General features: G+C 69.1%; 23 protein-coding genes. 14 read left to right on the top strand and 9 right to left on the bottom strand.

Features of this window, described 5'->3' with window-relative positions:
• The first annotated feature begins 18 nt into the window (after positions 1–18).
• From NNZ72_RS23095 to NNZ72_RS23070, 6 genes are all read left to right on the top strand, one after another.
• Positions 19–624: a glutathione S-transferase family protein gene (locus NNZ72_RS23095; RefSeq protein ID WP_257318042.1), complete on the top strand. Its 606-nt coding sequence runs from the start codon at positions 19–21 to the stop codon at positions 622–624.
• Positions 621–1142 (top strand): dihydrofolate reductase, encoded by a 522-nt coding sequence (locus tag NNZ72_RS23090; RefSeq protein WP_257318041.1) that lies wholly within the window; start codon positions 621–623, stop codon positions 1140–1142. Before NNZ72_RS23095 ends, NNZ72_RS23090 begins: the two co-directional genes overlap by 4 nt.
• 157 nt (positions 1143–1299) lie before the next feature.
• Positions 1300–2424, top strand: a complete 1125-nt coding sequence (hflK, locus tag NNZ72_RS23085) for an FtsH protease activity modulator HflK (protein ID WP_257318040.1) — start codon at positions 1300–1302, stop codon at positions 2422–2424.
• Positions 2424–3335 carry a protease modulator HflC gene (gene hflC, locus NNZ72_RS23080; protein ID WP_257318039.1) on the top strand — a complete coding sequence of 304 codons (912 nt, stop codon included), beginning with the start codon at positions 2424–2426 and terminating at the stop codon, positions 3333–3335. The genes hflK and hflC overlap by 1 nt, the downstream gene beginning before the upstream one ends.
• A gap of 11 nt (positions 3336–3346) precedes the next feature.
• Positions 3347–3532 (top strand): DUF2065 domain-containing protein, encoded by a 186-nt coding sequence (locus NNZ72_RS23075; protein ID WP_257318038.1) that lies wholly within the window; start codon positions 3347–3349, stop codon positions 3530–3532.
• 130 nt (positions 3533–3662) lie between these two features.
• The gene (locus tag NNZ72_RS23070; protein ID WP_257318037.1) at positions 3663–5192 is read left to right on the top strand and encodes a DegQ family serine endoprotease; all 1530 of its coding nucleotides are present in this window, start codon (positions 3663–3665) and stop codon (positions 5190–5192) included.
• A 72-nt stretch (positions 5193–5264) separates the two neighbouring features.
• On the opposite strand, the gene NNZ72_RS23065 is transcribed toward NNZ72_RS23070, so the two are convergent.
• Positions 5265–5828: a GNAT family N-acetyltransferase gene (locus NNZ72_RS23065; protein WP_257318036.1), complete on the bottom strand. Its 564-nt coding sequence runs from the start codon at positions 5826–5828 to the stop codon at positions 5265–5267.
• Positions 5825–6712 (bottom strand): phosphoserine phosphatase SerB, encoded by an 888-nt coding sequence (gene serB / locus NNZ72_RS23060; protein WP_257318035.1) that lies wholly within the window; start codon positions 6710–6712, stop codon positions 5825–5827. The genes NNZ72_RS23065 and serB overlap by 4 nt, the downstream gene beginning before the upstream one ends.
• Here serB and miaA point away from each other — a divergent pair.
• The gene (miaA, locus tag NNZ72_RS23055; RefSeq protein WP_257318034.1) at positions 6711–7616 is read left to right on the top strand and encodes a tRNA (adenosine(37)-N6)-dimethylallyltransferase MiaA; all 906 of its coding nucleotides are present in this window, start codon (positions 6711–6713) and stop codon (positions 7614–7616) included. The genes serB and miaA overlap by 2 nt on opposite strands.
• 43 nt (positions 7617–7659) lie before the next feature.
• Here miaA and NNZ72_RS23050 read toward each other — a convergent pair whose 3' ends face one another.
• On the bottom strand, positions 7660–9717 hold the full coding sequence (locus tag NNZ72_RS23050; RefSeq protein ID WP_371747814.1) for an ATP-binding protein: 2058 nt from the start codon (positions 9715–9717) through the stop codon (positions 7660–7662).
• Between the two features lie 376 nt (positions 9718–10093).
• Here NNZ72_RS23050 and NNZ72_RS23045 point away from each other — a divergent pair, with 376 nt between their 5' ends.
• Genes NNZ72_RS23045 through NNZ72_RS23035 form a run of 3 tightly spaced genes read left to right on the top strand, consistent with a single transcriptional unit; the run spans position 10094 to position 13082 of the window.
• Positions 10094–11872, top strand: coding sequence for an acetolactate synthase 3 large subunit (locus NNZ72_RS23045; protein ID WP_257318032.1), 1779 nt, complete (start codon positions 10094–10096; stop codon positions 11870–11872).
• A gap of 22 nt (positions 11873–11894) precedes the next feature.
• A complete protein-coding gene (gene ilvN / locus NNZ72_RS23040; protein ID WP_257318031.1) occupies positions 11895–12467 on the top strand; it encodes an acetolactate synthase small subunit in 573 nt (190 codons plus the stop codon).
• Between the two features lie 21 nt (positions 12468–12488).
• Positions 12489–13082, top strand: a complete 594-nt coding sequence (locus tag NNZ72_RS23035) for a LysE family translocator (RefSeq protein WP_257318030.1) — start codon at positions 12489–12491, stop codon at positions 13080–13082.
• Between the two features lie 51 nt (positions 13083–13133).
• On the opposite strand, the gene NNZ72_RS23030 is transcribed toward NNZ72_RS23035, so the two are convergent.
• Entirely contained in the window at positions 13134–14213 is a 1080-nt protein-coding gene (locus tag NNZ72_RS23030; protein ID WP_257318029.1) for an AbrB family transcriptional regulator, read from the bottom strand.
• 156 nt (positions 14214–14369) lie between these two features.
• Between NNZ72_RS23030 and NNZ72_RS23025 the strand changes: the two genes are divergently transcribed.
• Complete coding sequence (locus NNZ72_RS23025; protein WP_257318028.1) at positions 14370–15497, top strand: ATP-dependent DNA helicase; 1128 nt, start codon at positions 14370–14372, stop codon at positions 15495–15497.
• Between the two features lie 10 nt (positions 15498–15507).
• On the opposite strand, the gene NNZ72_RS23020 is transcribed toward NNZ72_RS23025, so the two are convergent.
• Entirely contained in the window at positions 15508–16197 is a 690-nt protein-coding gene (locus NNZ72_RS23020; RefSeq protein ID WP_371747815.1) for a MerR family transcriptional regulator, read from the bottom strand.
• Positions 16198–16518: 321 nt separating this feature from the next.
• Positions 16519–17628: a hypothetical protein gene (locus NNZ72_RS23015; RefSeq protein WP_257318026.1), complete on the bottom strand. Its 1110-nt coding sequence runs from the start codon at positions 17626–17628 to the stop codon at positions 16519–16521.
• 240 nt (positions 17629–17868) lie between these two features.
• Between NNZ72_RS23015 and NNZ72_RS23010 the strand changes: the two genes are divergently transcribed.
• A complete protein-coding gene (locus NNZ72_RS23010; protein WP_257318025.1) occupies positions 17869–18621 on the top strand; it encodes a pyridoxine 5'-phosphate synthase in 753 nt (250 codons plus the stop codon).
• A 2-nt stretch (positions 18622–18623) separates the two neighbouring features.
• Here NNZ72_RS23010 and NNZ72_RS23005 read toward each other — a convergent pair whose 3' ends face one another.
• The gene (locus NNZ72_RS23005) at positions 18624–19511 is read right to left on the bottom strand and encodes an NmrA family NAD(P)-binding protein (RefSeq protein ID WP_257318024.1); all 888 of its coding nucleotides are present in this window, start codon (positions 19509–19511) and stop codon (positions 18624–18626) included.
• Between the two features lie 146 nt (positions 19512–19657).
• Between NNZ72_RS23005 and NNZ72_RS23000 the strand changes: the two genes are divergently transcribed.
• On the top strand, positions 19658–20065 hold the full coding sequence (locus NNZ72_RS23000; protein WP_257318023.1) for a winged helix-turn-helix transcriptional regulator: 408 nt from the start codon (positions 19658–19660) through the stop codon (positions 20063–20065).
• A gap of 22 nt (positions 20066–20087) precedes the next feature.
• Entirely contained in the window at positions 20088–21332 is a 1245-nt protein-coding gene (locus NNZ72_RS22995) for an FAD-dependent oxidoreductase (RefSeq protein ID WP_257318022.1), read from the top strand.
• 59 nt (positions 21333–21391) lie between these two features.
• On the opposite strand, the gene NNZ72_RS22990 is transcribed toward NNZ72_RS22995, so the two are convergent.
• Both NNZ72_RS22990 and NNZ72_RS22985 read right to left on the bottom strand, forming a co-directional pair.
• A complete protein-coding gene (locus NNZ72_RS22990) occupies positions 21392–21601 on the bottom strand; it encodes a cold-shock protein (protein ID WP_257318021.1) in 210 nt (69 codons plus the stop codon).
• Positions 21602–21792: 191 nt separating this feature from the next.
• Positions 21793–22092: a hypothetical protein gene (locus NNZ72_RS22985; protein WP_257318020.1), complete on the bottom strand. Its 300-nt coding sequence runs from the start codon at positions 22090–22092 to the stop codon at positions 21793–21795.
• Positions 22093–22241: the final 149 nt, after the last annotated feature.

Raw genomic sequence — 22241 nt, 5'->3', positions numbered from 1 at the left:
CCTGTCCGGGGAGGAGCCATGCTGACACTGATCCACGCACCGCTCTCGCGCTCCTTCCGCATGCTGTGGCTGCTGGAGGAGGTGGGGGCGGACTACGACATCCGCTACGTCACGATCCGCCGGCGCGACGGGTCCGGGGGCGTCGATCCGGCCAACCCGCATCCGCACGGCCAGGTGCCGGCGCTGCTGCACGACGGCGCGCTCGTCACGGAGACGGTCGCCATCGCGCAATACGTCACCGACCTCCATCCGGGCTCGGAGATGGGCCGGCCGCAGGGCGACCCCGAGCGCGGCGCCTATCTCTCGTGGCTCGCCTACTATGCCGGCGTGATCGAGCCGCTGCAGATCGCCCACATGACGGGCGCGACCAGGACGGATGCGGAGACGGCGCGGCTGCATGCGGCGATGTGCGAGCGCGTCGCCGGCACGCTCGCCGCGCAGCCCTACCTGCTCGGCGAGAAAGTCTCGGCGGTCGACATCATCGTCGCGAGCTCGCTGATGTGGCTGCGCCACCTCCTGCCGGAGAGCGCGGCGGTCGACGGCCATATCGCACGCATGGCGGCCCGCCCGGCGCTCACGCGGGCGCAGGCGAAGGACGCGGCCCCGCAGGGAGCGCCGGTATGAGCGGGGCGAAGATCGTCCTCGTCGTCGCGGTGGCGGCGAACGGCGTCATCGGCCGCGAAGGCGACCTGCCGTGGCGGCTGCCGTCCGACCTCAGGCGCTTCAAGGCGCTGACGCTCGGCAAGCCCGTGCTGATGGGGCGCAGGACCTGGGCCTCGATCGGCCGGCCGCTGCCGGGGCGGCCGAACATCGTCGTCACCCGCGATCCCGGCTTCTCCGCGCCCGGGGCGGAGGTCGTCTCGTCGCTGGAGGCGGGGCTGGCGGCCGCGCGCCGCGAGGCGGAGGCGCTCGGCGTCGACGAGATCTGCGTCATCGGCGGCGGCGAGATCTACCGGCAGGTCTTCGATCGGGCGGACATCCTCCACGTCACCCATGTCGAGGCCGCGGTGGAGGGCGACACGCGCTTTCCGCGGATCGACCCGGCCGTGTTCGAGAAGGTGGCCGAGGAGCCGATCCCGCAGGGGGAGAAGGACAGCCACGCCATGCATTTCGTCACCTGGCGCCGAAAAGCGGCCGGCTGAGGCCGATCACGAACTATTTTGCCGCATTGGCGGCGAAGGGCCGCGGCAATTTGTTGAAAGGTGCCGGAGGGATACCTATAACGGGATCACTTCGCCTGTCGCGGCGTGACAGCCGCGAAATCCGGCGCATAGGGGATTTGACAAGAAAGAGGTATGGATGCCCTGGAGCAATCAGAACGGCGGCGGCGGCCCTTGGGGCGGCGGCGGCAACAATCAGGGCCCCTGGGGGCAGGGGCCGCAGCGTCCCCGCGGCGGGGGCGGTAGCGGCAGCGGCGGGCCGCCGGATCTCGACGAGATCATCCGGCGCGGCCAGGACCAGCTCAAGAACGTCATGCCCGGCGGCTTCAACGGCGGCATCTTCGTCATCGCCGCGCTGCTGATCGGCGTCTTCTGGCTGATGAACTCGATCTACACGGTCCAGCCGGACGAGCGCGGCGTCGAGCTGCGCTTCGGCAAGCCGAAGGAAGAGATCTCCATGCCGGGCCTGCACTTCCTGTTCTGGCCGGTCGAGACCGTCGAACTGGTGAAGATCACCGAGCAGCAGCAGAACGTCGGCCGCCGCGCGGCCCCCTCCAGCTCCGACAATTCCGGCCTGATGCTGACGGGCGACCAGAACATCGTCAACGTCCAGTTCTCGGTGCTCTATTCCGTCACCGACCCGAAGGCCTACCTCTTCAACCTCGAATATCCGGCCGAGACGCTGCAGCAGGTCGCCGAGAGCGCGATGCGCGAGGTCGTCGGCCGTCGTCCGGCGCAGGACATCTTCCGCGACAACCGCCAGGCGATCGCCGAGAGCGTCAAGGCGACGATCCAGGCGACGATGGACGCCTACGGCGCCGGCATCTCCGTCAACACCGTGGCGATCGAGGACGCCGCGCCGCCGCGCGAGGTGGCCGACGCGTTCGACGAGGTGCAGCGCGCCGAGCAGGACGAGGACCGCTTCGTCGAGGAGGCCAATCAGTACGCCAACCAGCGGCTCGGCCGGGCCCGAGGCGAGGCCGCGCAGATCCGCGAAGAGGCGGCCGCCTACAAGGACCGCGTCGTCAAGGAGGCGGAAGGCGAGGCCGCGCGCTTCGTCTCCGTCTACGAACAGTACAGGCTGGCGCCCGACGTCACCCGCAAGCGCCTGTTCCTCGAAACCATGGAAGGCGTGATGAAGAGTTCCAAGAAGGTCATCATCGACGAGAAGCAGGGCGGACAGGGCGTCGTTCCCTTCCTGCCGCTCAACGAGCTCGGCCGCGGCAGCACCCAGCAGCAGCAGGCGACGGGAGGAACCCAGTGATGGCCAACCGCGTACCCGCCATACTGATCGCCGTCGGCGTCCTGCTCTTCATCGCCTATTCCTCCGTCTTCGTCGTCAACGAGCGGCAGCAGGCGATCGTCATCCGCTTCGGCCAGATCCAGGACGTGAAGACGGAGCCGGGCATCTATTTCAAGCTGCCCTTCGGCTTCATGGACGCCGACAGCGTCCAGTACATCCAGGACCAGGCGCTGCGCTTCGACCTCGACGACATCCGCGTCCAGGTCTCCGGCGGCAAGTTCTACGAGGTGGACGCCTTCGTGGTCTACAAGATCACCAACGCCCACCGCTTCCGCGAGGCCGTCTCGGGCGACCGGGAGGCGGCGGAAGCGCGGCTGCGCACCCGTCTCGACGCCGCCCTTCGCCGCGTCTACGGTCTGCGCGGCTTCGAGTCCGCCCTTTCGGAGGAGCGCGCCTCGATGATGCGCGAGGTGCGCGGCGAGCTCACCGGCGACGCCGAGAACCTCGGCCTTGCCATTTCCGACGTGCGCATCCGCCGGACCGACCTGACGCAGGAGGTCTCGCAGCAGACCTACGACCGCATGAAGGCCGAGCGTCTCGCCGAGGCCGAGCTGATCCGCGCCCGCGGCAACGAGGAGGGCCAGCGCCGCCGCGCCATCGCCGACCGCCAGGTCGTCGAGCTGGTGGCCGCCGCCCAGCGCGATTCGGAGATCCTGCGCGGCGAGGGCGAGGGCGAGCGCAACCGCGTCTTCGCCGAGGCCTTCTCGCGCGATCCGGGCTTCTTCGACTTCTACCGGTCGATGAGCGCCTACCGCGCCTCGCTGACGACGCCGGACACGACGCTCGTCATCTCGCCGGAGTCGGAATTCTTCCGCTACTTCGGCGATGCCGCCGGTGCGGCCGTCGCCGCGCCGCCCGCGGGCGCGAACTGAGGGCTTTTCCCGTGTCCGATTTCCTGACGGGGATCGCCTTCTTCCTGATCATCGAGGGGCTGGTGTACGCACTGGCCCCTTCGTTTTTGAAGCGGCTGTCGCAAATGCTGCCGCTCATGCCCGAGGCGCAGTTGCGTTTCGGCGGGCTTGCCGCGATGGCGCTCGGCGTCCTCATGGTCTGGCTCATCCGCGGCTGACGCGGCGGGCTTGCGGCCGGCGGCGAAGAGAGGCAAGAGTGCGCCTTCGGGCCGGCGCGGCGGACGGAATTTTGCCGCATCCCCGGCGAACACTGTGCCGCACACGAAAGACGAAAAAGGAATGCCGAACATGGCTTCGAAGCAAAGGTCCAGCGCAATCCGTGCGGCACTCGCCCTCGGTCTCGGCATCTCGCTTGCGGCGGGCGGCACGGTTCCGGCGCCGGCGGTGGCACAACAGAACCGGCAGGCCGGACCGGAATCGGTCGCCGACCTCGCCGAGAGCCTGCTCGATTCGGTCGTCAACATCTCGACCTCGCAGAACGTGAAGAACGAGGACCGCGCGCCGATGCCGCAGGTGCCGGAGGGCTCGCCCTTCCAGGATTTCTTCGACGAGTTCTTCAAGGGCGAGGGCGGCAACGACAACCAGCCGCGCACCGTGAACTCGCTCGGCTCCGGCTTCGTCATCGATCCGTCCGGCTTCATCGCCACCAACAACCACGTCATCGAGGGCGCGGACGACATCGAGGTGAACTTCGCCAACGGCTCCAAGCTCAAGGCCAAGCTCGTCGGCACCGACCCGAAGACCGACCTCGCGCTCCTGAAGGTGGAACCGAAGACGCTGCTCAAGGCGGTGCCTTTCGGCGATTCGCGGGTGATGCGCATCGGCGACTGGGTGATGGCGATCGGCAACCCGTTCGGGCTTGGCGGCTCGGTGACGGTCGGCATCATCTCCGCGCGCGGGCGCAACATCAACGCCGGTCCCTACGACAACTTCATCCAGACGGACGCCGCCATCAACCGCGGCAATTCCGGCGGCCCGCTGTTCAACATGCACGGCGAGGTGATCGGCATCAACACCGCCATCATCTCGCCCTCCGGCGGCTCGATCGGCATCGGCTTCTCGGTGCCGACGGAGCTTGCGGAGAACATCTTCGCCCAGCTTCGCGAATTCGGCGAGACCCGGCGCGGCTGGCTCGGCGTGCGCATCCAGCCGGTGACGGACGACATCGCCGAAAGCCTCGGCATGAGCGAGGCCAAGGGCGCGCTGGTGGCCGGCGTCATCAAGGGCGGGCCGGTCGACAACGGCTCGATCCGGACCGGCGACGTCATCATCCGCTTCGACGGCAAGGACGTCGACGAGATGCGCGACCTGCCGCGCGTCGTCGCCGAGAGCCCGGTCGGCAAGGCGGTCGACGTGGTGCTGCTGCGCGACGGCAAGGAGACGAGCGTCAAGGTGACGCTCGGCCGGCTCGAGGACGGCGAGAAGGCCGCGGCCGACGAGACCGAGGACACGCAGGACGAGGTGACGCAGGACGACACCGCGCCCGAGGACGGCGATCCGGCCGACACGGTCGCGGCGGCCGGCAAGGTGCTCGGCATGTCGGTCGGCGCGCTGGACGAGGCCGCCCGCCAGCGCTTCGGCATCGCCGAGAGCGTGCAGGGCGTGGTGATCACCGAGGTCGCGCCGGATTCGGCCGCGGCCGAGCGCGGCATCGTCGCCGGCGACGTCATCGTCGAGATCGGCCAGGAGGCCGTGTCGACGGCCGAGGACGTGACGAAGCGCATCGCCAGGCTCAAGTCCGAGGACCGGCGCAACGCCCTCCTGATGATCGCCGACAAGACCGGTGCGCTGCGCTTCGTCACCGTCCGCATCGACTGACGGAAAGGCGAGTCCCGCCAAGGGCTTGCACGGCGAAATGCAGGGATCGATTCAGGCCGTTGAAGCGTCGCTTCAGCGGCCTTTCCGCTGCCAGTCCGCCTTGCTGATGGCATAAAAGACGTGCGGGCGCAGGTGCGCGTGCGCCTCGTCGATGTCCGGCATCGGAAAATCGCGGGAAGGGTCGGCGCGCATGCCGATCCGCTGCATGACGGCGATCGAGCGCGCGTTCGAGGCGACCGCGAAGGAGACGATCTCGTCGAGGCCATTGTCCTCGAAGCCGAGGCGGAGGAGCTCGCGCGCGGCCTCCGTCACGTAGCCGCGGCCCCAGTGGCGCCGGGCGAGCCGCCAGCCGATCTCGACGGTGCCCTTCGGCAGGTGCGGTTCGAGGTCGGTGCGCGAGAGGCCGCAGAAGCCGAAGACCTCGTCGGTCGCCCGGTCGGCGAGCGCGAAGAAGCCGAGGCCGGTCCCGGCGATGACGGCGGAAAGCCGGCCGAGGAGCGCGTCCGACTGTTCGCGCGTGCGGCGGAAGGGGAAGAATTCCATGACCTCGGGATCGGAGTTGATCTCGTGGAAGAGGTCGCGGTCCCGGTCCTCCCAGTTGCGCAAGACGAGGCGCTGCGTCTCGGCGACCCTCACGAGACGAAGTCCGACTTGCGGTAGCCCTGGAGGTAGAGGAGCGCCGTCAGGTCGCCGTGGTCGATGCGGATCTTCGCCTCCGCCGCGACGGCGGGCTTGGCGTGCAGCGCCACGCCGGCGCCGGAGAGGTGCAGCATGCCGAGGTCGTTGGCGCCGTCGCCGACGGCCATCGCCTCATCGGTCGAGATGCCGAGGCGGGCGGCGATCCCGGCGAGCGCGTCGACCTTCGCCTGCTTGCCGAGGATGGGTTCCGCGACCTCGCCGGTGAGCAGGCCATTCGATTCGAGGAGCACGTTGGCGCGGTTCTCGTCGAAGCCGAGCACGGCGGCGATGCGGTTCGTGAAGACGGTGAAGCCGCCGGAGACGAGGGCGGTGTAATAGCCCTTCGCCTTCATCGTGGCGATCAGTTCGCGGCCGCCCGGCGTCAGCGTGATGCGCTTGTCGATCACCTCGTCCACCACCGAGATCGGCAGGCCCTTGAGCAGCGCGACGCGTTCGCGCAGCGCAGGCTCGAAGGCGATCTCGCCGTTCATGGCGCGCGCGGTGATCGCCGCCACCTTCTCCTTGAGGCCGACCTCGGCCGCCAGTTCGTCGATGCATTCCTGGCCGATCATCGTCGAATCCATGTCGGCGATGAGCAGCTTCTTGCGCCGGCTCTCCGCCTCCTGCACGGCGAGATCGACGGGTTCGCCGCCGATGACGGCGAGGATCGTGTCGCGGGCGGCCTGAACGTCGTCACCGTCGCGAAGCGCGATGTCGCAGGCGATCCCGTCGGCGAGCCAGTAGAGGCCGGACGCCTTCACCTTGTCCGCGGCCGTCTCGGCGAGCTTCGGCGTGAGGACGGGATTTGACGGATTGGCGACAAGCGTGGCAACGAAAGCCATGATGAGGAACCTTGATCGAGAATGGGGCGCGATCCTGATAACGGGGCCGACGGCCAGCGGCAAGTCCGCGCTCGCCGTGCGGCTGGCCGCCGAGCACGGCGGCGTGGTGGTCAATGCCGACAGCATGCAGGTCTACGACACGCTGAACGTGCTCACCGCCCGCCCGCAGCCGGAGGACATGGCCGGCATCGGGCACCGGCTCTACGGCCACGTGCGGGCGGGGGCCGCCTATTCGACCGGCGACTGGCTGCGCGAGGCGGCCCGGCTGGTGGAGGAGCTGAGGGGCAGGGGCCGGCTTCCCGTCTTCGTCGGCGGTACCGGGCTCTATTTCCGCGCGCTGACCGGCGGCCTTTCCGACATGCCGGCGATCCCGCCGGCGATCCGCGAGGGCCTGCGCGCCCGTCTCGCGGCGGAAGGGCCGGAGGCACTGCACCGGGAGCTCTCGCGCGGCGATCCCGCCGCGGCCGGGCGGCTGCGGCCGGGCGACGGCCAGCGCATCGTGCGCGCGCTGGAGGTGCTGGCGGCGACGGGGCAGCAGATCTCCGCCTTGCAGGCGGGCGGCGGGGCGGCGGTGATCGATCCCGCGGCGGCGGAGAAGATCGTCGTGCTGCCGGACCGGGCCGTGCTTGCCGCGCGGATCGACCGGCGCTTCGCCGCCATGCTCGAGAGCGGCGCGGTGGAGGAGGTGAAAGCGCTGCTGGCGCTCCGCCTGCCGCCGCAGATGCCGGCGATGAAGGCGATCGGCGTGCCGCAGATCGCGGCGATGCTGGCCGGCGAGATGACGCGGGCGCAGGTGATCGAGCGCGCCAGCGCGGCGACCCGGCAATATGCCAAGCGGCAGATGACCTGGTTCCGCAACCAGCTCGACGAGAGCTGGCGGCGGATCGATCCGCTGTCGGACTAGCAATTCCGGCTTGCGTCCGGAAACGCGCGAACGTGAAAGCGGCCTATCGCCGGATGAGGCTGCTCAGCGGCTTCTTCAGGAGCTGCTCGCGGATCGAGGGATCGCGGCGGCCTTCCGCGCCGCCCGCCTCGCCGAAGCTCGGGGCCGGGCGGGGCGGCTGCTGGCGATAGGGATCCGGCGCCGGGGCTTGTGGCGTGCGCGGCGCGTCGGCCTCGAGCTCGCGGCGCGCCGCCTCGAAGCGGTCGCGCGGCGGCGGCTCGTAGGCGCCGGCGGCGCCCGGCAGCATGTTGGCGCGGTAGGGCTCGGCCGCAGGCGGAGCCGGCGCGCGGGCGGGTGCCGCGGCCTGCAGCGTCTCGACATAGTCCTCCTCGTCCTCGTAGGGCGCGTCCTCGTAGCCGGCCGTGAGCGGCGCGCCGCCGCCCTGTGCGGCGAGGTAGGAATTCTGGAAGCTGGAAATGTCCGGCCCGCTGATCGCGCGCATGCGGGCGACGATGGAGCGCAGGTCGACGTTGTTCGGCGTCTCCTCCGTCGTCTTGACGCCGGTGCCGTTCGCCTTCGGCAGGCGGCTTGCCTCGACGCGCGAGAAGCGCATGCGCATCGGCACCGCCACCGCCTCGCCGAAGGCGATCGCCTCGCCGTTGCCGATCGAGGAGATGAAGCTCGTCGTCGAGGAGGAGGAATTCGGGATCGCCGAGCGGATGATGTCCTGGTCGTGCTCGTTGGCGAGCCGCATGGCGAAGATGGTCGAGCACTGCGAGAGGATCGTCGGGTCGAGCTCGCCGGGGCGCTGGGTGATGATGCCGAGCGAGACGCCGTACTTGCGGCCTTCCTTGGCGATGCGGGCGATCGCCTGGCGGGTCGGCAGGAAGCCGAGCTTCGGGTCGGCCGGCACGTAGCGGTGCGCCTCCTCGCAGACGACCAGCATGTGCACGCCGCCGTTGCTCCACAGCCCGATCTCGAAGGCCATGCGGCAGAGCACCGAGGCGACCGAGTTGACGACCTCGGACGGGATGCCGGCGAGCTGGAAGGTGGTGACCGGCTTGCCGTCGCCGGGGATGCGGAAGATGCGGGCGATCGTGTCGAGGATCGTGTCGGTGATCGTGTTCGAGGAGAACATGAAATGATAGCGCGGGTCGTTGATCGCCGACATGATCTTGACCTTGAGCGAGCGCAGGTGCGGCTTCTCCGCCCGGCCTTCCAGCCGGCCGATGCGCTCGTCGACGAGCGCCAGCAGGTCGGCGATGCGGTAGGGCACCGGCGTGTCGGCCGTCACCGAGCTCTTCTCGGTCGACCGCCGCATCAGCCCGCTCTCGCTGGAGCCGCGGAAGGCGCGCTTGGCCTCGGGGATGAGGTCGCGCAGGATGTCGAGCTCCTCCGGCACGGCCGGGCGGCCGCGGAAGACGACCTCGGCGAACTCCTCCAGCCGGAACAGCCAGAAGGGCAGGTCGAGCGTGTCGGTGTCGACGACGACGGCGAGCTCGCCGAAGGCGGCGGCGAATTCGTTGTGCGGGTCGAGGATCAGCACGCGCAGGCGCGGGTCGGCCTGGATCGCCTTGTGCAGCAGCAGCGTCACGGCGGTCGACTTGCCGACGCCGGTGGTGCCGACGATGGCGAAGTGCTTCTCCAGCATCGACGGCACGTGGATCGTCGCGTCGAGGCTCTCGTCCTGGGTGAGCTTGCCGATGGTGCAGACGTCGTTCTTGCCGGTGTCGTAGACCCTGGCGAGGTCGGAGGCGCGGATGCGGTGGGCGATGGCGCCGAGATGCGGATAGTCGGTGATGCCGGCGGAGAATTCCTCGCGCCCGTCCGGGCCGACATGCACCTCGCCGAGGAGTTCGACCTCGATGCGGAAGATCGTGTCGCGGTTCTCCACCCAGCTCTGCTGGTCGGTCGACATGGCATAGACGAGGGCGACGATGCGGTTCGGGCCGACGGAAATGGAGATCAGCCGGCCGACGGACCAAAGCTCGGTGAGCGCCGTCTGGCCGTATTCGGCGATCGCGCTGATCGTGGCGCGCGAGCCGCTGCAGGCGACGACGCGGCCGAGCAGGCGGTTGCCGGCGGTGCCGTCGTCGCGACGCTCCTGCTCTCCCGCGGCCATCGCGCTCTGAAAATCACTGTTCAGCAATTCGGGGCACCCCATACAATGGCGCAACCTTAAAGGCCGCGGCTTAACAAGACGTTTCGTCGCGGCACGGCGCGCGGGCGGGAGCACCGGCGGGCGTGCCGTTTCGCGACAGCGCAAAGAGCGTTGACGGGCGGCACGTTTGCGTCTAACAATCCGCGCCATGAAAAATCACGTCGCAGTCATTCTCGTGGTGGGAACGCGCATGGGCAGGGTGGTGTAACCACCCGGCGAAAGCACCCATGCGCGGTAAGCAGGCTCCTCCAGGGGCCTTTTTTTATGCCTTCAGATTCGATAACACACCGGCAATTCTCGAAAGCCGGCAATTCTTGAAAGACGGACGGAAAATCCGATGAGCGGAACAGAAAACCAGATGACGGGCGCGGAAATTGTCATTCAGGCGCTGAAGGACAATGGCGTGAAGCATATCTTCGGCTATCCGGGCGGCGCCGTCCTGCCGATCTATGACGAGATCTTCCAGCAGGACGACATCCAGCACATCCTCGTCCGCCACGAGCAGGGCGCCGGCCACATGGCCGAGGGCTATGCCCGCTCCACCGGCAAGGTCGGCGTCATGCTGGTGACCTCCGGCCCCGGCGCCACCAATGCGGTCACGCCGCTGCAGGACGCGCTGATGGATTCGATCCCGCTCGTCTGCATCACCGGCCAGGTCCCGACCACGCTGATCGGCTCGGACGCCTTCCAGGAATGCGACACGGTCGGCATCACGCGGCCCTGCACCAAGCACAACTGGCTGGTCAAGGACGTCAACGACCTCGCCCGCATCATCCACGAGGCCTTCCGCGTCGCCCAGTCCGGCCGGCCGGGCCCGGTCGTCGTCGACATCCCGAAGGACGTCCAGTTCGCGACCGGCACCTACACGCCGCCCGACGCCGCCCCCATCCAGAAGAGCTACCAGCCGAAGACCACGGGCGACGCCGGCCAGATCGCGGCGGCCGTCAGCCTGATGAAGTCGGCGCGCCGGCCGATCATCTATTCCGGCGGCGGGGTCGTCAATTCGGGGCCGGAGGCCGCCCGCCTGCTGCGCGAACTGGTCGAGATCACCGGCTTCCCGATCACCTCGACGCTGATGGGTCTCGGCGCCTATCCGGCGTCCGGCAAGAACTGGCTCGGCATGCTCGGCATGCACGGCTCCTACGAGGCGAACATGGCGATGCACGACTGCGACGTCATGGTCTGCATCGGCGCGCGCTTCGACGACCGCATCACCGGCCGCCTCAACGCGTTCTCGCCGAACTCGAAGAAGATCCATATCGACATCGACCCGTCCTCGATCAACAAGAACGTCCGCGTCGACGTGCCGATCCTCGGCGACGTCGGCGCCGTCCTGGAGGACATGGTCCGGCAGTGGCGCGCGGCGGCGAAGGATTTCGACAAGGCGGGGCTCTCCGACTGGTGGACCTCGATTGCCCGCTGGCGCGCCCGCAATTCGTTCGCCTACAAGCCGAGCGACGAGGTCATCATGCCGCAATACGCGATCCAGCGGCTCTACGAGCTGACCAGGGACCGCGACACCTACATCACGACGGAGGTCGGCCAGCACCAGATGTGGGCCGCGCAGTTCTACGGCTTCGAGCAGCCGAACCGCTGGATGACCTCCGGGGGGCTCGGCACGATGGGCTACGGCTTCCCGGCCGCGATCGGCGTGCAGGTCGCCCATCCCGACAGCCTCGTCGTCGACATCGCCGGCGACGCCTCGATCCAGATGTGCATCCAGGAGATGAGCTGTGCCGTGCAGCATAACCTGCCGGTCAAGATCTTCATCCTCAACAACCAGTACATGGGCATGGTGCGCCAGTGGCAACAGCTGCTGCACGGCAATCGTCTCTCCAACTCCTACACGGAGGCGATGCCGGACTTCGTCAAGCTCGCGGAGGCCTATGGCGGCGTCGGCATCGCCTGCGACAAGCCGGGCGACCTCGACGCGGCCATCCAGGAGATGATCGACGTCAAGCGGCCGGTCATCTTCGACTGCCGCGTCGCCAACCTCGCCAACTGCTTCCCGATGATCCCCTCCGGCAAGGCGCACAACGAGATGCTGCTGCCCGACGAGGCCACCGACGAGGCGGTCGCCAACGCGATCGACGCCAAGGGCCGCCAGCTCGTTTGACAGGAATAGGTAGAGAGAGACAATGAACGCACACCTTCAGCCCACCGGCTCCGCCTATTTCATCGCCAAGGAAACCCAGGTCGCGGAGAGCCACACGCTCTCCGTGCTGGTCGACAACGAGCCGGGCGTCCTTGCCCGCGTCATCGGCCTCTTCTCCGGCCGCGGCTACAACATCGAGAGCCTGACGGTCTCCGAGACCGAGCACGAGGCGCACCTCTCGCGCATCACCATCGTCACGCGCGGCACGCCGAGCGTGCTGGAGCAGATCAAGTCGCAGCTGGAGCGCATCGTGCCGGTGCACCGCGTCGTCGACCTGACGGTGCGCGCGCGGATGCTCGGCCAGGAGCGTCCCGTCGAGCGCGAGGTGGCGCTGGTGAAGGTCGCGGGCTCAGGCGAGCTGCGCGCCGAGACGCTGCGCCTTGCCGATGCCTTCCAGGCCAAGGTGGTGGACGCCACCGTCGACCACTTCATCTTCGAGATCACCGGCAAGTCGTCCAAGGTCGACCAGTTCGTCGCCATCATGAAGCCGCTCGGCCTCACCGAGGTCTGCCGGACGGGGATCGCGGCGATGAACCGCGGCCCGCAGGGCATGTGAGCGGCTGGAAGGCGGGGCGGCATGCCGATCGAAATCTTCCTGGCGCTTCTCGTCTTCGCCTTCACGACCTCGATCACGCCCGGTCCGAACAACATGATGCTGTTCGCGTCGGGCGTGAACTTCGGCTTCGTGCGGACGATCCCGCACATGGTCGGCATCGGCGTCGGCTTCTTCGTGCTGCTCATCGCCGTCGGCTTCGGCCTCGGCGCGCTCCTGGAGACGGTGCCGCTGCTCTACACGGTGCTGAAGTTCGCCGGCGGTGCCTATCTCCTGTGGATCGCCTGGAAGATCGGCACGTCGCGCAGCCTCGGCGAGGGCAAGGCCGGGGCGCGGCCGATGAACTTCCTGGAGGCCGCCGCCTTCCAGTGGGTCAACCCGAAGGCCTGGGTGATGGCCGTCTCGGCGATGGCGACCTATACCGATCCGCGCAACCATACGCTCAGCGTGCTCCTCGTCGGCGTGGCCTTCGCGCTCGTCAATTTCCCGAGCGTGTCGACTTGGGCCGGCTTCGGCTCGGCGCTCCGGCAATGGCTGGCCGAGCCGGCACGGCTGAAATGGTTCAACATCACCATGGCGCTGCTGCTGGTCGCCAGCCTCTGGCCGATGCTGCGCTAGCTTTACCGCATTATCCGACGCCGAAGCGATGCCGCTTCGGCTGGAAATGCTTTAGCTTCTATCGGCGACGAAGCGGGCGAGGGCGGGGCCGGCGATCGTGACGACGACGAGCCGCGCCGTCTGCAGCGCCATGACGAAGGCGGCGTCGACCTTGCTGGAGGCGGCGATGACGGCGATGGAATCGAGGCCGCCGGGGCTGGTGGCGAGATAGGCCGTCATCGGATCGATGCCGAGGAGCAGGACGAGCAGCACCGCGAGCAGGGCGGAGAAGCCGACGAGCGCCACGATGGAGGCGACGGTCGGCAGGAGCGCGCGGCGGGCATGGAGCAGGATCGCCCGGGTGAAGCGCAGGCCGATGTTCCAGCCGAGCAGCGTGAAGGCGGCGGCGAGCAGCCCTTGCGGCAGCGCGATGGCGATCGCGCCGGAGAGGTTCAGCACCGAGCCGAGCGCGAAGGGCACGAGGAAGGCGCCGGCCGGGATGCGCAGCCGGTGGCCGACGAAGCCCGCCGCAAGGCCGACGGCGAGCGCCTCCGCGAGCGGCAGGAGGGGAACGGGGTCGAGCAGGCCGTGCGCCGGCATGCCCGTGCCGGCATGTCCGCCGAAGCGGGCGACGAGGGTGGCGATGCTCGCCACGAAGACGACGCGCAGATATTGCATGAAGGCGACCAGGCGCACGTCCGCGCCGTAGGCCTCGGCCATCGCCATCATCGTCGAGGCGGCCCCCGCCGACGAGCCCCAGATCGCCGTCGTGCCCGGCAGGATGCCGCTCCTGGCGATGGTCCAGCCGCTCAGCGTGCTGACGCCGATCACCGACAGCACGACCAGCAGCATCAGCGGCCAGTTGGCGGCGAAGGTGCCGACGAAGTCGCGCGAGACGGTCGCCGCGATCATCAGCGCCAGCACGATCTGGATGAGAAGGAAGAAGACGGGGTGCAGGCGGATCGTGCCGCCGGACAGCCCGACGGCGATACCGGCGAGCATCGGCCCGATCAGCAGCGCCGCCGGGAAGCCGGAGAGTTCGAGCGGCACGGTCACGGCGAGCGACAGCGCGCCGAGGACGAGCCACTGGACGGGGGCGGCGAGCCGGCCGAGACCGGATGATTCGCTGCCTTCGGGAAGGGGAGACGGCAAATGGGTGCTCCGCGATGCGATACCGCCGCCTGAATAAAGGAAGCGGCGCGCGGAGGACAGGGCCAAAAGGCGGGAAGCGCCGAATTCCCGGGAGACGCGGCGGCGCGACGCGCATCGGCCCTTGCCTCGCGCTTGCGAATCCTGCCAAGTCCCGCCATGGAATTCGCACCCCAACAGGACGAGGCGCTGAAGGCCGTCGCGGCGTGGCTGCGCGAGGGCCGCGCGCCGCTCTTCCGGCTGTTCGGCTATGCCGGCACCGGCAAGACGACGCTCGCGCGCCATTTCGCCGAGCACGTGGACGGCGAGGTGCTGTTCGCCGCCTTCACCGGCAAGGCGGCGCAGGTGCTGCGCTCGAAGGGCGCCTCCAACGCCCGCACGATCCATTCGCTGATCTACCGCCCGCGCGGCGAGGAGGAGGTGGCGGACGAGGAGACGGGCAAGACCTCGATCTCGCCGATGTTCTCCATCAACCGCCAGAGCCCCGTCGCCAAGGCGGCGCTGGTCATCGTCGACGAATGCTCGATGGTCGACGAGGCGCTCGGCAAGGACCTGATGAGCTTCGGCACGCCGATCCTGGTGCTCGGCGATCCGGGCCAGCTTCCGCCGGTCTCGGGGGGCGGCTATTTCACCAGCCACGAGCCGGATTATCTGCTCACGGACATCCACCGGCAGGCGCGCGACAACCCGATCATCCGGCTCGCCATGCAGGTGCGCGAGGGCGGCGACATCGACTACGGCGACTACGGTGCGGCGAAGGTGATCGGCCGCGACGAGGTCACGCAGTCGCTGGTGCTCGACGCCGACCAGGTGCTCGTCGGCACCAACCGCACGCGCCGGCGCTACAACCAGCGCCTGCGCGAGCTGAAGGGCTTTACGACCGACTATCCGCAATCCGGCGACAAGCTGGTGTGCCTGCGCAACGACCCTGCCAAGGGCCTGCTCAACGGCTCGCTCTGGCAGGTGATGAGCTCGTCCAAGGAGACGGTGAAGCCGGGCATCAACCTGATGATCCGCCCGGAAGACGACGACATGGACCGCGGCGCGGCGAAGATCAAGCTGCTCAAGGCCGCCTTCGAGAACCTCGACGAGGAGATCCCCTGGTCGACGCGCAAGCGCTACGACGAGTTCGATTTCGGCTATGCGCTGACGGTGCACAAGGCGCAGGGCTCGCAGTGGAACGACGTCGTGCTGTTCGACGAGAGCCGCGCCTTCCGCGACACGCGCGAGCGCTGGCTCTACACCGCGATCACCCGGGCGGCGGAGACGCTCACCGTCGTGCGGTGATCGCGACCGCTCAGTGGCCGACGATGCCGAGCATCACCGCCTTGGCGACGGCTTGGAAGCGGTTGTTGCTGTGGAACTTGGCGATGATCGCCCTTTCCATCGCCTGCACCTCGCCGGGCTCGATGTCGAGCGCGCGGGCGATGCGGCTCACCGGATAGCCCTCGGCCATCAGCGACAGGCAGTGCAGCTCCGTCGTGGTCAGGTTGGCGCGCGGCGCGTTGTCGTTGGTTTCCATGCCCTGTTCCGCACTGAAATCGAGGAGTTCGTTGATCTGCTGCATCTGCCGGCGGATGGTGGACTGTTGCGCCGCCAGCTCGCGCCTGCGGGCGATCATCGCCGTGCGGAAGATCTCGTCGGCCTCCTGCTGGCTCTCCGCGCCGGAGAGATCGCCCAGCAGTTCCTGGATCACGGCGACGGGCATGCCGGTCTCCCGGCAGGTGTTGACCACCGCCATCTGCTGGATCTCCGCCGGGCCGTAGACCCGCATGGGGCCGACGCGCGCGGCCGTCAGCAGGCCCTTCTCCTCGTAGAAGTGCAGCGTGCGGTGGGTGACGCCGAAGACGTTCGCCATGTCCGCGATGGCAAGGCGCCCCTCGGGCAGGTCGTCGGGCAGGGGGGCCGCGGGCAGGAAGCGGATGGGTTTCCTGACGCCGACCGCCTGCCGGCCGTGGACGGACGGTTTGCGCGATTCATTCGCCATCATGGAAGCCGCTTTCGGATGGAAGATGTGCCATCGTATCCCTCGCTGGCCGGACGGCGTCTTCGGTCCGCAGAACGGACGCCGCACGGCCGATGTCCCTTCGCGCATCGTCCGCCTCCGCCGCGAGACGGGACGATCCGCATCGATTTCGGGGTTTGTCCGCGCAGGCACCGCATCTCGTCCGCCCCGCCCGGCAAACCTGGACGGAATCCGAACCAGCCGCCCCGCGGTCATACATAATCCGGACGGGCGGCGGTGCATATCGTGAACTCTAGGGATGTATCGGGCCGCGCGGACCCGCAAGCCGCGCAGAACGGATGCTCAGCGCATCAGCGTCCGGTCGGCGGCCCGGCCGTCGCCGTCGGGCGCGGCCTCGGCCACCGCCTCCGGCATGCCGAGGGGGCAGGCCTCCGGGTCGACCGTTTCCGGTCCGCCGGGCGGTGCGCTCTGCACCGTGTCGGCGAGGCAGCGCATGAGGCTGCTCGCGATGCCCGCGCGCAGGGCATGGCGGTAGACGAGGCCGTTCGGCGACAGCGTGCGGGCGGCGAAGGACACCGCCTCGTAGGTGATGCTGCTTTCGCTGGAGAGCTCCTCGCGCCACAGGTGGCGGGCATAGACGGTCGCCCCCGTCTGGTCGTGCACGAGGCGCATGAAGAGCGCGCGGCCGTCCGGCTGGTTGTCGATGCGCACGGAATAGGCGAGCGGCGCGCCGTCGCCGTCCTGCCGGTCGTCGATGCGCACGGTCTTGTGATAGGCGATCGACGCGGCGAGGGCCTCGGCGAGCGCGCTGCATTCGCCGCTCGCCGGCCAGCACTGGAGGATCTGCACCCGCGGCAGGGCGTTGGCCCGGCCGGAGAGCCTGTCCTGCACGGCGCGCGTCAGGCCGGGCTCGTCGATCGCCGCGCTCGTGGTGCCGGGATAGGTCGTGGGGGCGAGGAAGAAGAGCGGCAGCAGCGAGAACAGCGCGAGCGGCGAGGAGACCGGCGCCGGCAGCCAGCCGCCGCGCGAGCGGCGGCGTCGATGGTGCGGCGGGGGTGCCGCCGGCGGCGGTTCCGGCAGCGCCTCGGGGTCGGCGGCGGGTGGCGTGGCCCGCATCTCGTATTCGGGCACGTAGCTTCCGAGCGGGATGCGGATGCGCAGCGCCTCGTCGGCGCCGTCGGTCTCGTAATAGTGGTCGAGCAGCTTGCGCAGCTTGCCGGCCTGGACGCGCACCAGCGGATCGTTGCCGGCGTCGAAGCCGGGCGGGCGGCCGAAGACGTCGATGCCGATGCTGTAGCCCTTGAGCGTGGCCGCCTTGCCGGAGAGTTCGTTTTCCACCACGTAGCCGAGGAAGGAGCGGAGCCGCTCGGAGCGCGCAAAGGCCTCGCTCGACAGGATCGCGTCGAGCGCGCGGCGCACGGCCTCGCTGTCCGGCCTGACGGTTCCGCTCATAGCGCTGCGTGGGGGGACGCCATCGTCTTCGCCCGTTTCCTTCCCGAATCTCCTCGATGCGGGCAGTATAGAGCAGTCCCGCGCGTGATCACGAAAAGTTTATCAGTGTTTCTTGACGAAGCGCAAGGGCTTGGACCGTCCGCCGGGACGCCCGAGCCGCGTACCGTCGCGCGCGGGCCGATTGCCCTTGCCGGAGCGACAGGCTAGAGGTGGGAGGCAAGAACAGGAGCCCGCCTTCCCATGCCCGCGAAGCTTTCGGTCAACCTCAACGCCATCGCCATGCTGCGCAACCGGCGCGATCTTCCCTGGCCGAGCGTGACGGGGCTTGGGCGGATCGCGCTCCAGGCGGGAGCGAGCGGCCTGACGGTCCATCCGCGCCCGGACCAGCGCCACATCCGCTTTTCCGACCTCGGGCCGATCCGCGCGCTGATCGACACGGAGTTCCCCGAAGCCGAGTTCAACATGGAAGGCTATCCGGAGGAGGGCTTCCTGCGGCTGGTCGAGATGCACCGGCCCGAGCAGGTGACGCTGGTGCCCGATGACCCCGCGCAGGCGACATCCGACCACGGCTGGGATTTCCGTAAGAGCCGCGGCGTGCTGGAAACGGTAGTCGGCCGGCTGAAGGGGCTCGGCCTGCGCGTCTCGGTCTTCGCCGACGGCGAGCCGGACCGCGAGGCGCTCGCGATCGCCCGCGAGGTCGGTGCCGACCGGATCGAGCTCTACACCGGCCCCTATGGCGGCTGCTACGACGATTCTGCCGGGGCGGAGCGGCTTGCCGGACGGCTCGGCGAGACGGCCGACATCGCCTTCGACCTCGGCCTCGGCGTCAACGCCGGCCACGACCTCACCGTCGCCAACCTGCCGGCGCTCGTCGCCCGCATCCCGAGGCTCGCCGAAGTCTCGATCGGCCACGGGCTGACCGCCGACGCGCTCGAATACGGCATGGCGGAAACGGTGCGCCGCTTCCGCCGCGCCTGCGGCCAGTCCGTCTGATCTCAGCCGAGGAGGGCGGCCCGGTTGGCCGCGACGAAATCCTCGAACGGCTGCGGCGCGCGGCCGGCGAGCGTTTCGGCATCCTTCGTCACCATGGCGATCTTGCCGTCGCGCGTGTTGGCGTCGAAGGAGACGATCGTCGGGATGAAGGCCTCCGGCAGGCCGGCGCCCTTCAGGCCTTCGGCGAGCTGGTCGTCGCTGACGTGCACCACCGCCAGCGGCCTGCCGGTCGCGGCCGAGACGATCGCCGCGATCTCGTCCGCCGTGCGGCTCTTCGTGCCGGTGAGCGTGTAGGTCGCGCTTTCGCCCCCTACCTTCAGGAGCGCGCCGGCGACCGCGGCGGCGATGTCCGCGCGGGCGATGTGGGCGATGCGGCCCGCGCCGGAGGACGTGTACCAGGCGCCGGTCTGCAGCGCGTGCGGCAGCGACATGAACAGGTTTTCCGCATACCAGCCGTTGCGCAGGATCGTGTGCGGGATGCCGGTCGCCCTGATCGCCGCCTCGGTGCCGAGATGGTCGGGAGCGAAGGTGACGCGCGAATCGTCGGGCTGCGGCATGGACGTGTAGAGGATGTGCTTCGCGCCGGCCTTCGCGGCGGCGGCGACGGCGGCCTTGTGCTGGGCGAGGCGCCTGCCGGGTGCGTCGAGCGCGTCGGTCGAGACGATCAGCACCTTGTCGGCGCCGGCGAAGGCCGCATCGAGCGAGGCCGGGTCGTCGAAGTCGGCCCTGCGGACGCTCACGCCCCTTACGGCATAGGCGTCGAGCTTCGCAGGGTCGCGGGTCGTCGCGATGACCGTCGCCGGGTCGACCTTACCGGAGGCGAGGAGATGGTCGATGACGAGGCGGCCGAGCTGGCCGGAGGCGCCGGTGATGAGGAGGGTTTCGGTCATGTCCTTGCCTTTCGAGCGGGCGGCCGGGAGGAAGAGGCTCCCGCCGCAAGTTGGTCTCTTATCGAGACTTGCTCTTATCTTGTAGGCTGCTAGGATTTGTAAAGGAGGCAGGTTTTCCTGCCATGGTTACGCGAAGGGAACCGGCCATGAACAGGACCGTCGACCGCGCCGAGGGCGAGCGCGTCGTCCTCATCGACGGCGTCGCCATGTCGCTCGACGACTGCCCGGTGCGCGACGTGCTCGACAGCGTCGGCGGCAAGTGGACCTCGCTGATGATCATGGGGCTCGCCGAGGGGCCGCGCCGGTTCTCGCAGCTGCGCCGCTTCATCCCGGACATTTCCCAGCGCATGCTGACCCAGACGCTGCGCGACCTGCAGCGCGACGGCTACATCACGCGCACGGTCTATCCGACGAAGCCGCCGAGCGTCGAATACCGGCTGACGCCGCTCGGCCGGTCCTTCCTCGCGCTCCTGCGCTCGCTGGTGCGGTGGTCGGCGGAAAACCACGCGGCCATCCGCGCCGCGCGCCGCGCCTATGACGCCGGCGAGGCCTGAGGGGAAAGGGGGGAGGGACGGCATGAAGCCTCTGGAGATCGGCATCGCCGGCGCGGGGCCTGCGGGGCTCGCGGCGGCGCTCTTCCTGGCGCGTGCGGGGCACCGTGTCGAGCTGATCGAGCGTTTCGACACGCCTGCGCCGGTCGGCTCCGGGCTCCTGATGCAGCCGACGGGGCTGACGGTCCTCGACGCGCTCGGGCTCGGCCCGGCGATCCACGCGCTCGGCAACCGCATCGACCGGCTGCACGGCGCCGACGCGCTCAGCGGGCGCACCGTGCTCGACGTGCGCTACGACGCGCTTGCCGGCGGGCGCTACGGGCTTGCGGTGCATCGCGCGGCCCTGTTCGGCACGCTCCACGAGGCGGTTCTCGCCGAGGGCATTCCGCTTCGCACCGGCATCACGCTCGCGAAGGCCGAGACGCGCCTGTCGCGCACGGCGCTGCACGATCCGGACGGCGAGATCGTCGGCGACTACGACCTCGTGGTCGACGCAACCGGCGCGCGCTCGCCGCTGGCGGCGGCGTCCGTCGTCGCCCCGCACGTGCGCGCGCTCGCCTGGGGCGCCTTCTGGGCGACGCTCGACTGCGACGCCGTCCCGCACGACCCGCATGCGCTGACGCAGCGCTACGACGCGGCGCGGGTGATGATCGGCGTGCTGCCGGTCGGCCGGGCGCGGATCGGCGAGGGCAGCAAGGCCGCCTTCTTCTGGAGCCTCAAGGTGGCCGAGGCGGACGCGGTGAAGCGGGCAGGCCTTTCCCGCTGGAAGGCGGAGATCCGGCGCTACTGGCCGGAGACGGAACCCTTCCTCGACCAGATCGCCGACTGGGACCAGCTGACGCTCGCCCGCTACGCCCACCGCACGGCGCTGCCGCCCCATGCCGACGGCATCGCCTTCGTCGGCGACAGCGCCCACTCGACCAGCCCGCAACTCGGCCAGGGCGCGAACATGGCGCTGCTCGACGCAGCCGCGCTCGCGCATGCGCTGGCGCAGGCCGCGACGGTGGAGGAGGGGCTTGCCGCCTATGCCGCCGCGCGGCGGGGCCACGTGCGGCTCTTCCAGTTGCTGTCGCTGCTGTTCACGCCGTTCTACCAGTCGGATTCGCGGGCGATCGCCTGGCTGCGCGACCGGCTGGTCGCAACGGTGGCGAGGGTGCCGCCGGCGCCGCAGCTGCTGGCGGCGATCGTCTCCGGCACGCTCGTCGATCCCTTCGCGAAGGCGGGCCTTGCGGAATGCCGCTGGGCGGAGGCGGGGCTGAGCGCGGCCTGACGCGGGCAACAAAAAAGGCCGGCAGAGCCGGCCTTCTCATCGCTGACGGAAAAATCCGATCAGGCGGCGGAGAGCTGGTCCGCCGACATCTTGCCCGACTTGCGGTCGCGCACGAGCTCGAAGGAGACCTTCTGGCCCTCGTTGAGGCCGGCGAGGCCGGCGCGCTGCACGGCGGAGATGTGGACGAAGACGTCCGGCTCACCGCTGTCCTGCTGGATGAAGCCGTAGCCCTTGGTGGTGTTGAACCATTTCACGGTGCCCATTGCCATGACGAAACCTTTCTATGCGTCAAATCAATCTTCGATCGCCGCTGTCGGCAGCGATCATGGGAGGTCGAATTTGAAGGAAAGTTCGCGTCACGACGCGCGGGCGCGCCTAGGCAGAAGTCAACGTTCAAATCTCGATGGCGAAGAAATAGGTGCTTCGTCCGCGCCGGTCAAGAGTCGCGCACAGCGAGGGCTCAGCCGCCGATCCGCCTGCAATGGAAGACGTCGCCGCTCGCCTCGGAAAACCAGTCCATGTCGGTCGCGGTGATGTTGGCGAGGTTGATGGCGTAGCCGTCCGTAAAGCTCAGGCGATAGGCGCCGTCCGGCCGCTCGACCTTGAGGATCGGCATCGGCCCTTCGCCGGCGTCGTAGGTGTCGGCGGTGAAGGTGAAGGAGGAGACCTCGCAGTCCCAGGTGCCGACATAGGGCGGCTCCTCGGCCGCATGGGCGGGAGGGAGGGAGACGAGGAGGGCGGCGGCGGACAATCGGAGCATGGGGCGGTTCCGTCCTGGAGGCTGTTCGATCTTCCGGAAACGGACACGGGCCGCCGCTTATTCCCGCGTCGCCGGCGGGAAACGAAAAAAAGCAACGGTGTTAGGCCGCAAGCGTTTTTGTGAGATGGTCTCTCATTCTTGCGTTGAGG

Source organism: Shinella pollutisoli, from assembly GCF_024609765.1.
Classification (GTDB): Bacteria; Pseudomonadota; Alphaproteobacteria; order Rhizobiales; family Rhizobiaceae; genus Shinella; species Shinella pollutisoli.
The sequence above is the reverse complement of the archived record's forward strand: the minus strand, read 5'-3'. Positions and strand labels throughout refer to the sequence as shown.

Bases quoted from the DNA above. Each gene is read 5' to 3' on its own strand.
- serB (WP_257318035.1), bottom strand. From the start codon at position 6,712: ATGGCTTTCGTTGCCACGCTTGTCGCCAATCCGTCAAATCCCGTCCTC.
- NNZ72_RS23025 (WP_257318028.1), top strand. From the start codon at position 14,370: ATGGAATTCGCACCCCAACAGGACGAGGCGCTGAAGGCCGTCGCGGCG.
- NNZ72_RS22985 (WP_257318020.1), bottom strand. From the start codon at position 22,092: ATGCTCCGATTGTCCGCCGCCGCCCTCCTCGTCTCCCTCCCTCCCGCC.
- NNZ72_RS23005 (WP_257318024.1), bottom strand. From the start codon at position 19,511: ATGACCGAAACCCTCCTCATCACCGGCGCCTCCGGCCAGCTCGGCCGC.
- NNZ72_RS23035 (WP_257318030.1), top strand. From the start codon at position 12,489: ATGCCGATCGAAATCTTCCTGGCGCTTCTCGTCTTCGCCTTCACGACC.
- NNZ72_RS22995 (WP_257318022.1), top strand. From the start codon at position 20,088: ATGAAGCCTCTGGAGATCGGCATCGCCGGCGCGGGGCCTGCGGGGCTC.
- hflK (WP_257318040.1), top strand. From the start codon at position 1,300: ATGCCCTGGAGCAATCAGAACGGCGGCGGCGGCCCTTGGGGCGGCGGC.
- NNZ72_RS23050 (WP_371747814.1), bottom strand. From the start codon at position 9,717: ATGGCCGCGGGAGAGCAGGAGCGTCGCGACGACGGCACCGCCGGCAAC.
- NNZ72_RS23015 (WP_257318026.1), bottom strand. From the start codon at position 17,628: ATGAGCGGAACCGTCAGGCCGGACAGCGAGGCCGTGCGCCGCGCGCTC.
- miaA (WP_257318034.1), top strand. From the start codon at position 6,711: ATGATGAGGAACCTTGATCGAGAATGGGGCGCGATCCTGATAACGGGG.
- NNZ72_RS23070 (WP_257318037.1), top strand. From the start codon at position 3,663: ATGGCTTCGAAGCAAAGGTCCAGCGCAATCCGTGCGGCACTCGCCCTC.
- NNZ72_RS23020 (WP_371747815.1), bottom strand. From the start codon at position 16,197: ATGGCGAATGAATCGCGCAAACCGTCCGTCCACGGCCGGCAGGCGGTC.
- NNZ72_RS22990 (WP_257318021.1), bottom strand. From the start codon at position 21,601: ATGGCAATGGGCACCGTGAAATGGTTCAACACCACCAAGGGCTACGGC.
- NNZ72_RS23000 (WP_257318023.1), top strand. From the start codon at position 19,658: ATGAACAGGACCGTCGACCGCGCCGAGGGCGAGCGCGTCGTCCTCATC.
- NNZ72_RS23010 (WP_257318025.1), top strand. From the start codon at position 17,869: ATGCCCGCGAAGCTTTCGGTCAACCTCAACGCCATCGCCATGCTGCGC.
- ilvN (WP_257318031.1), top strand. From the start codon at position 11,895: ATGAACGCACACCTTCAGCCCACCGGCTCCGCCTATTTCATCGCCAAG.
- NNZ72_RS23095 (WP_257318042.1), top strand. From the start codon at position 19: ATGCTGACACTGATCCACGCACCGCTCTCGCGCTCCTTCCGCATGCTG.
- NNZ72_RS23045 (WP_257318032.1), top strand. From the start codon at position 10,094: ATGAGCGGAACAGAAAACCAGATGACGGGCGCGGAAATTGTCATTCAG.
- NNZ72_RS23090 (WP_257318041.1), top strand. From the start codon at position 621: ATGAGCGGGGCGAAGATCGTCCTCGTCGTCGCGGTGGCGGCGAACGGC.
- hflC (WP_257318039.1), top strand. From the start codon at position 2,424: ATGGCCAACCGCGTACCCGCCATACTGATCGCCGTCGGCGTCCTGCTC.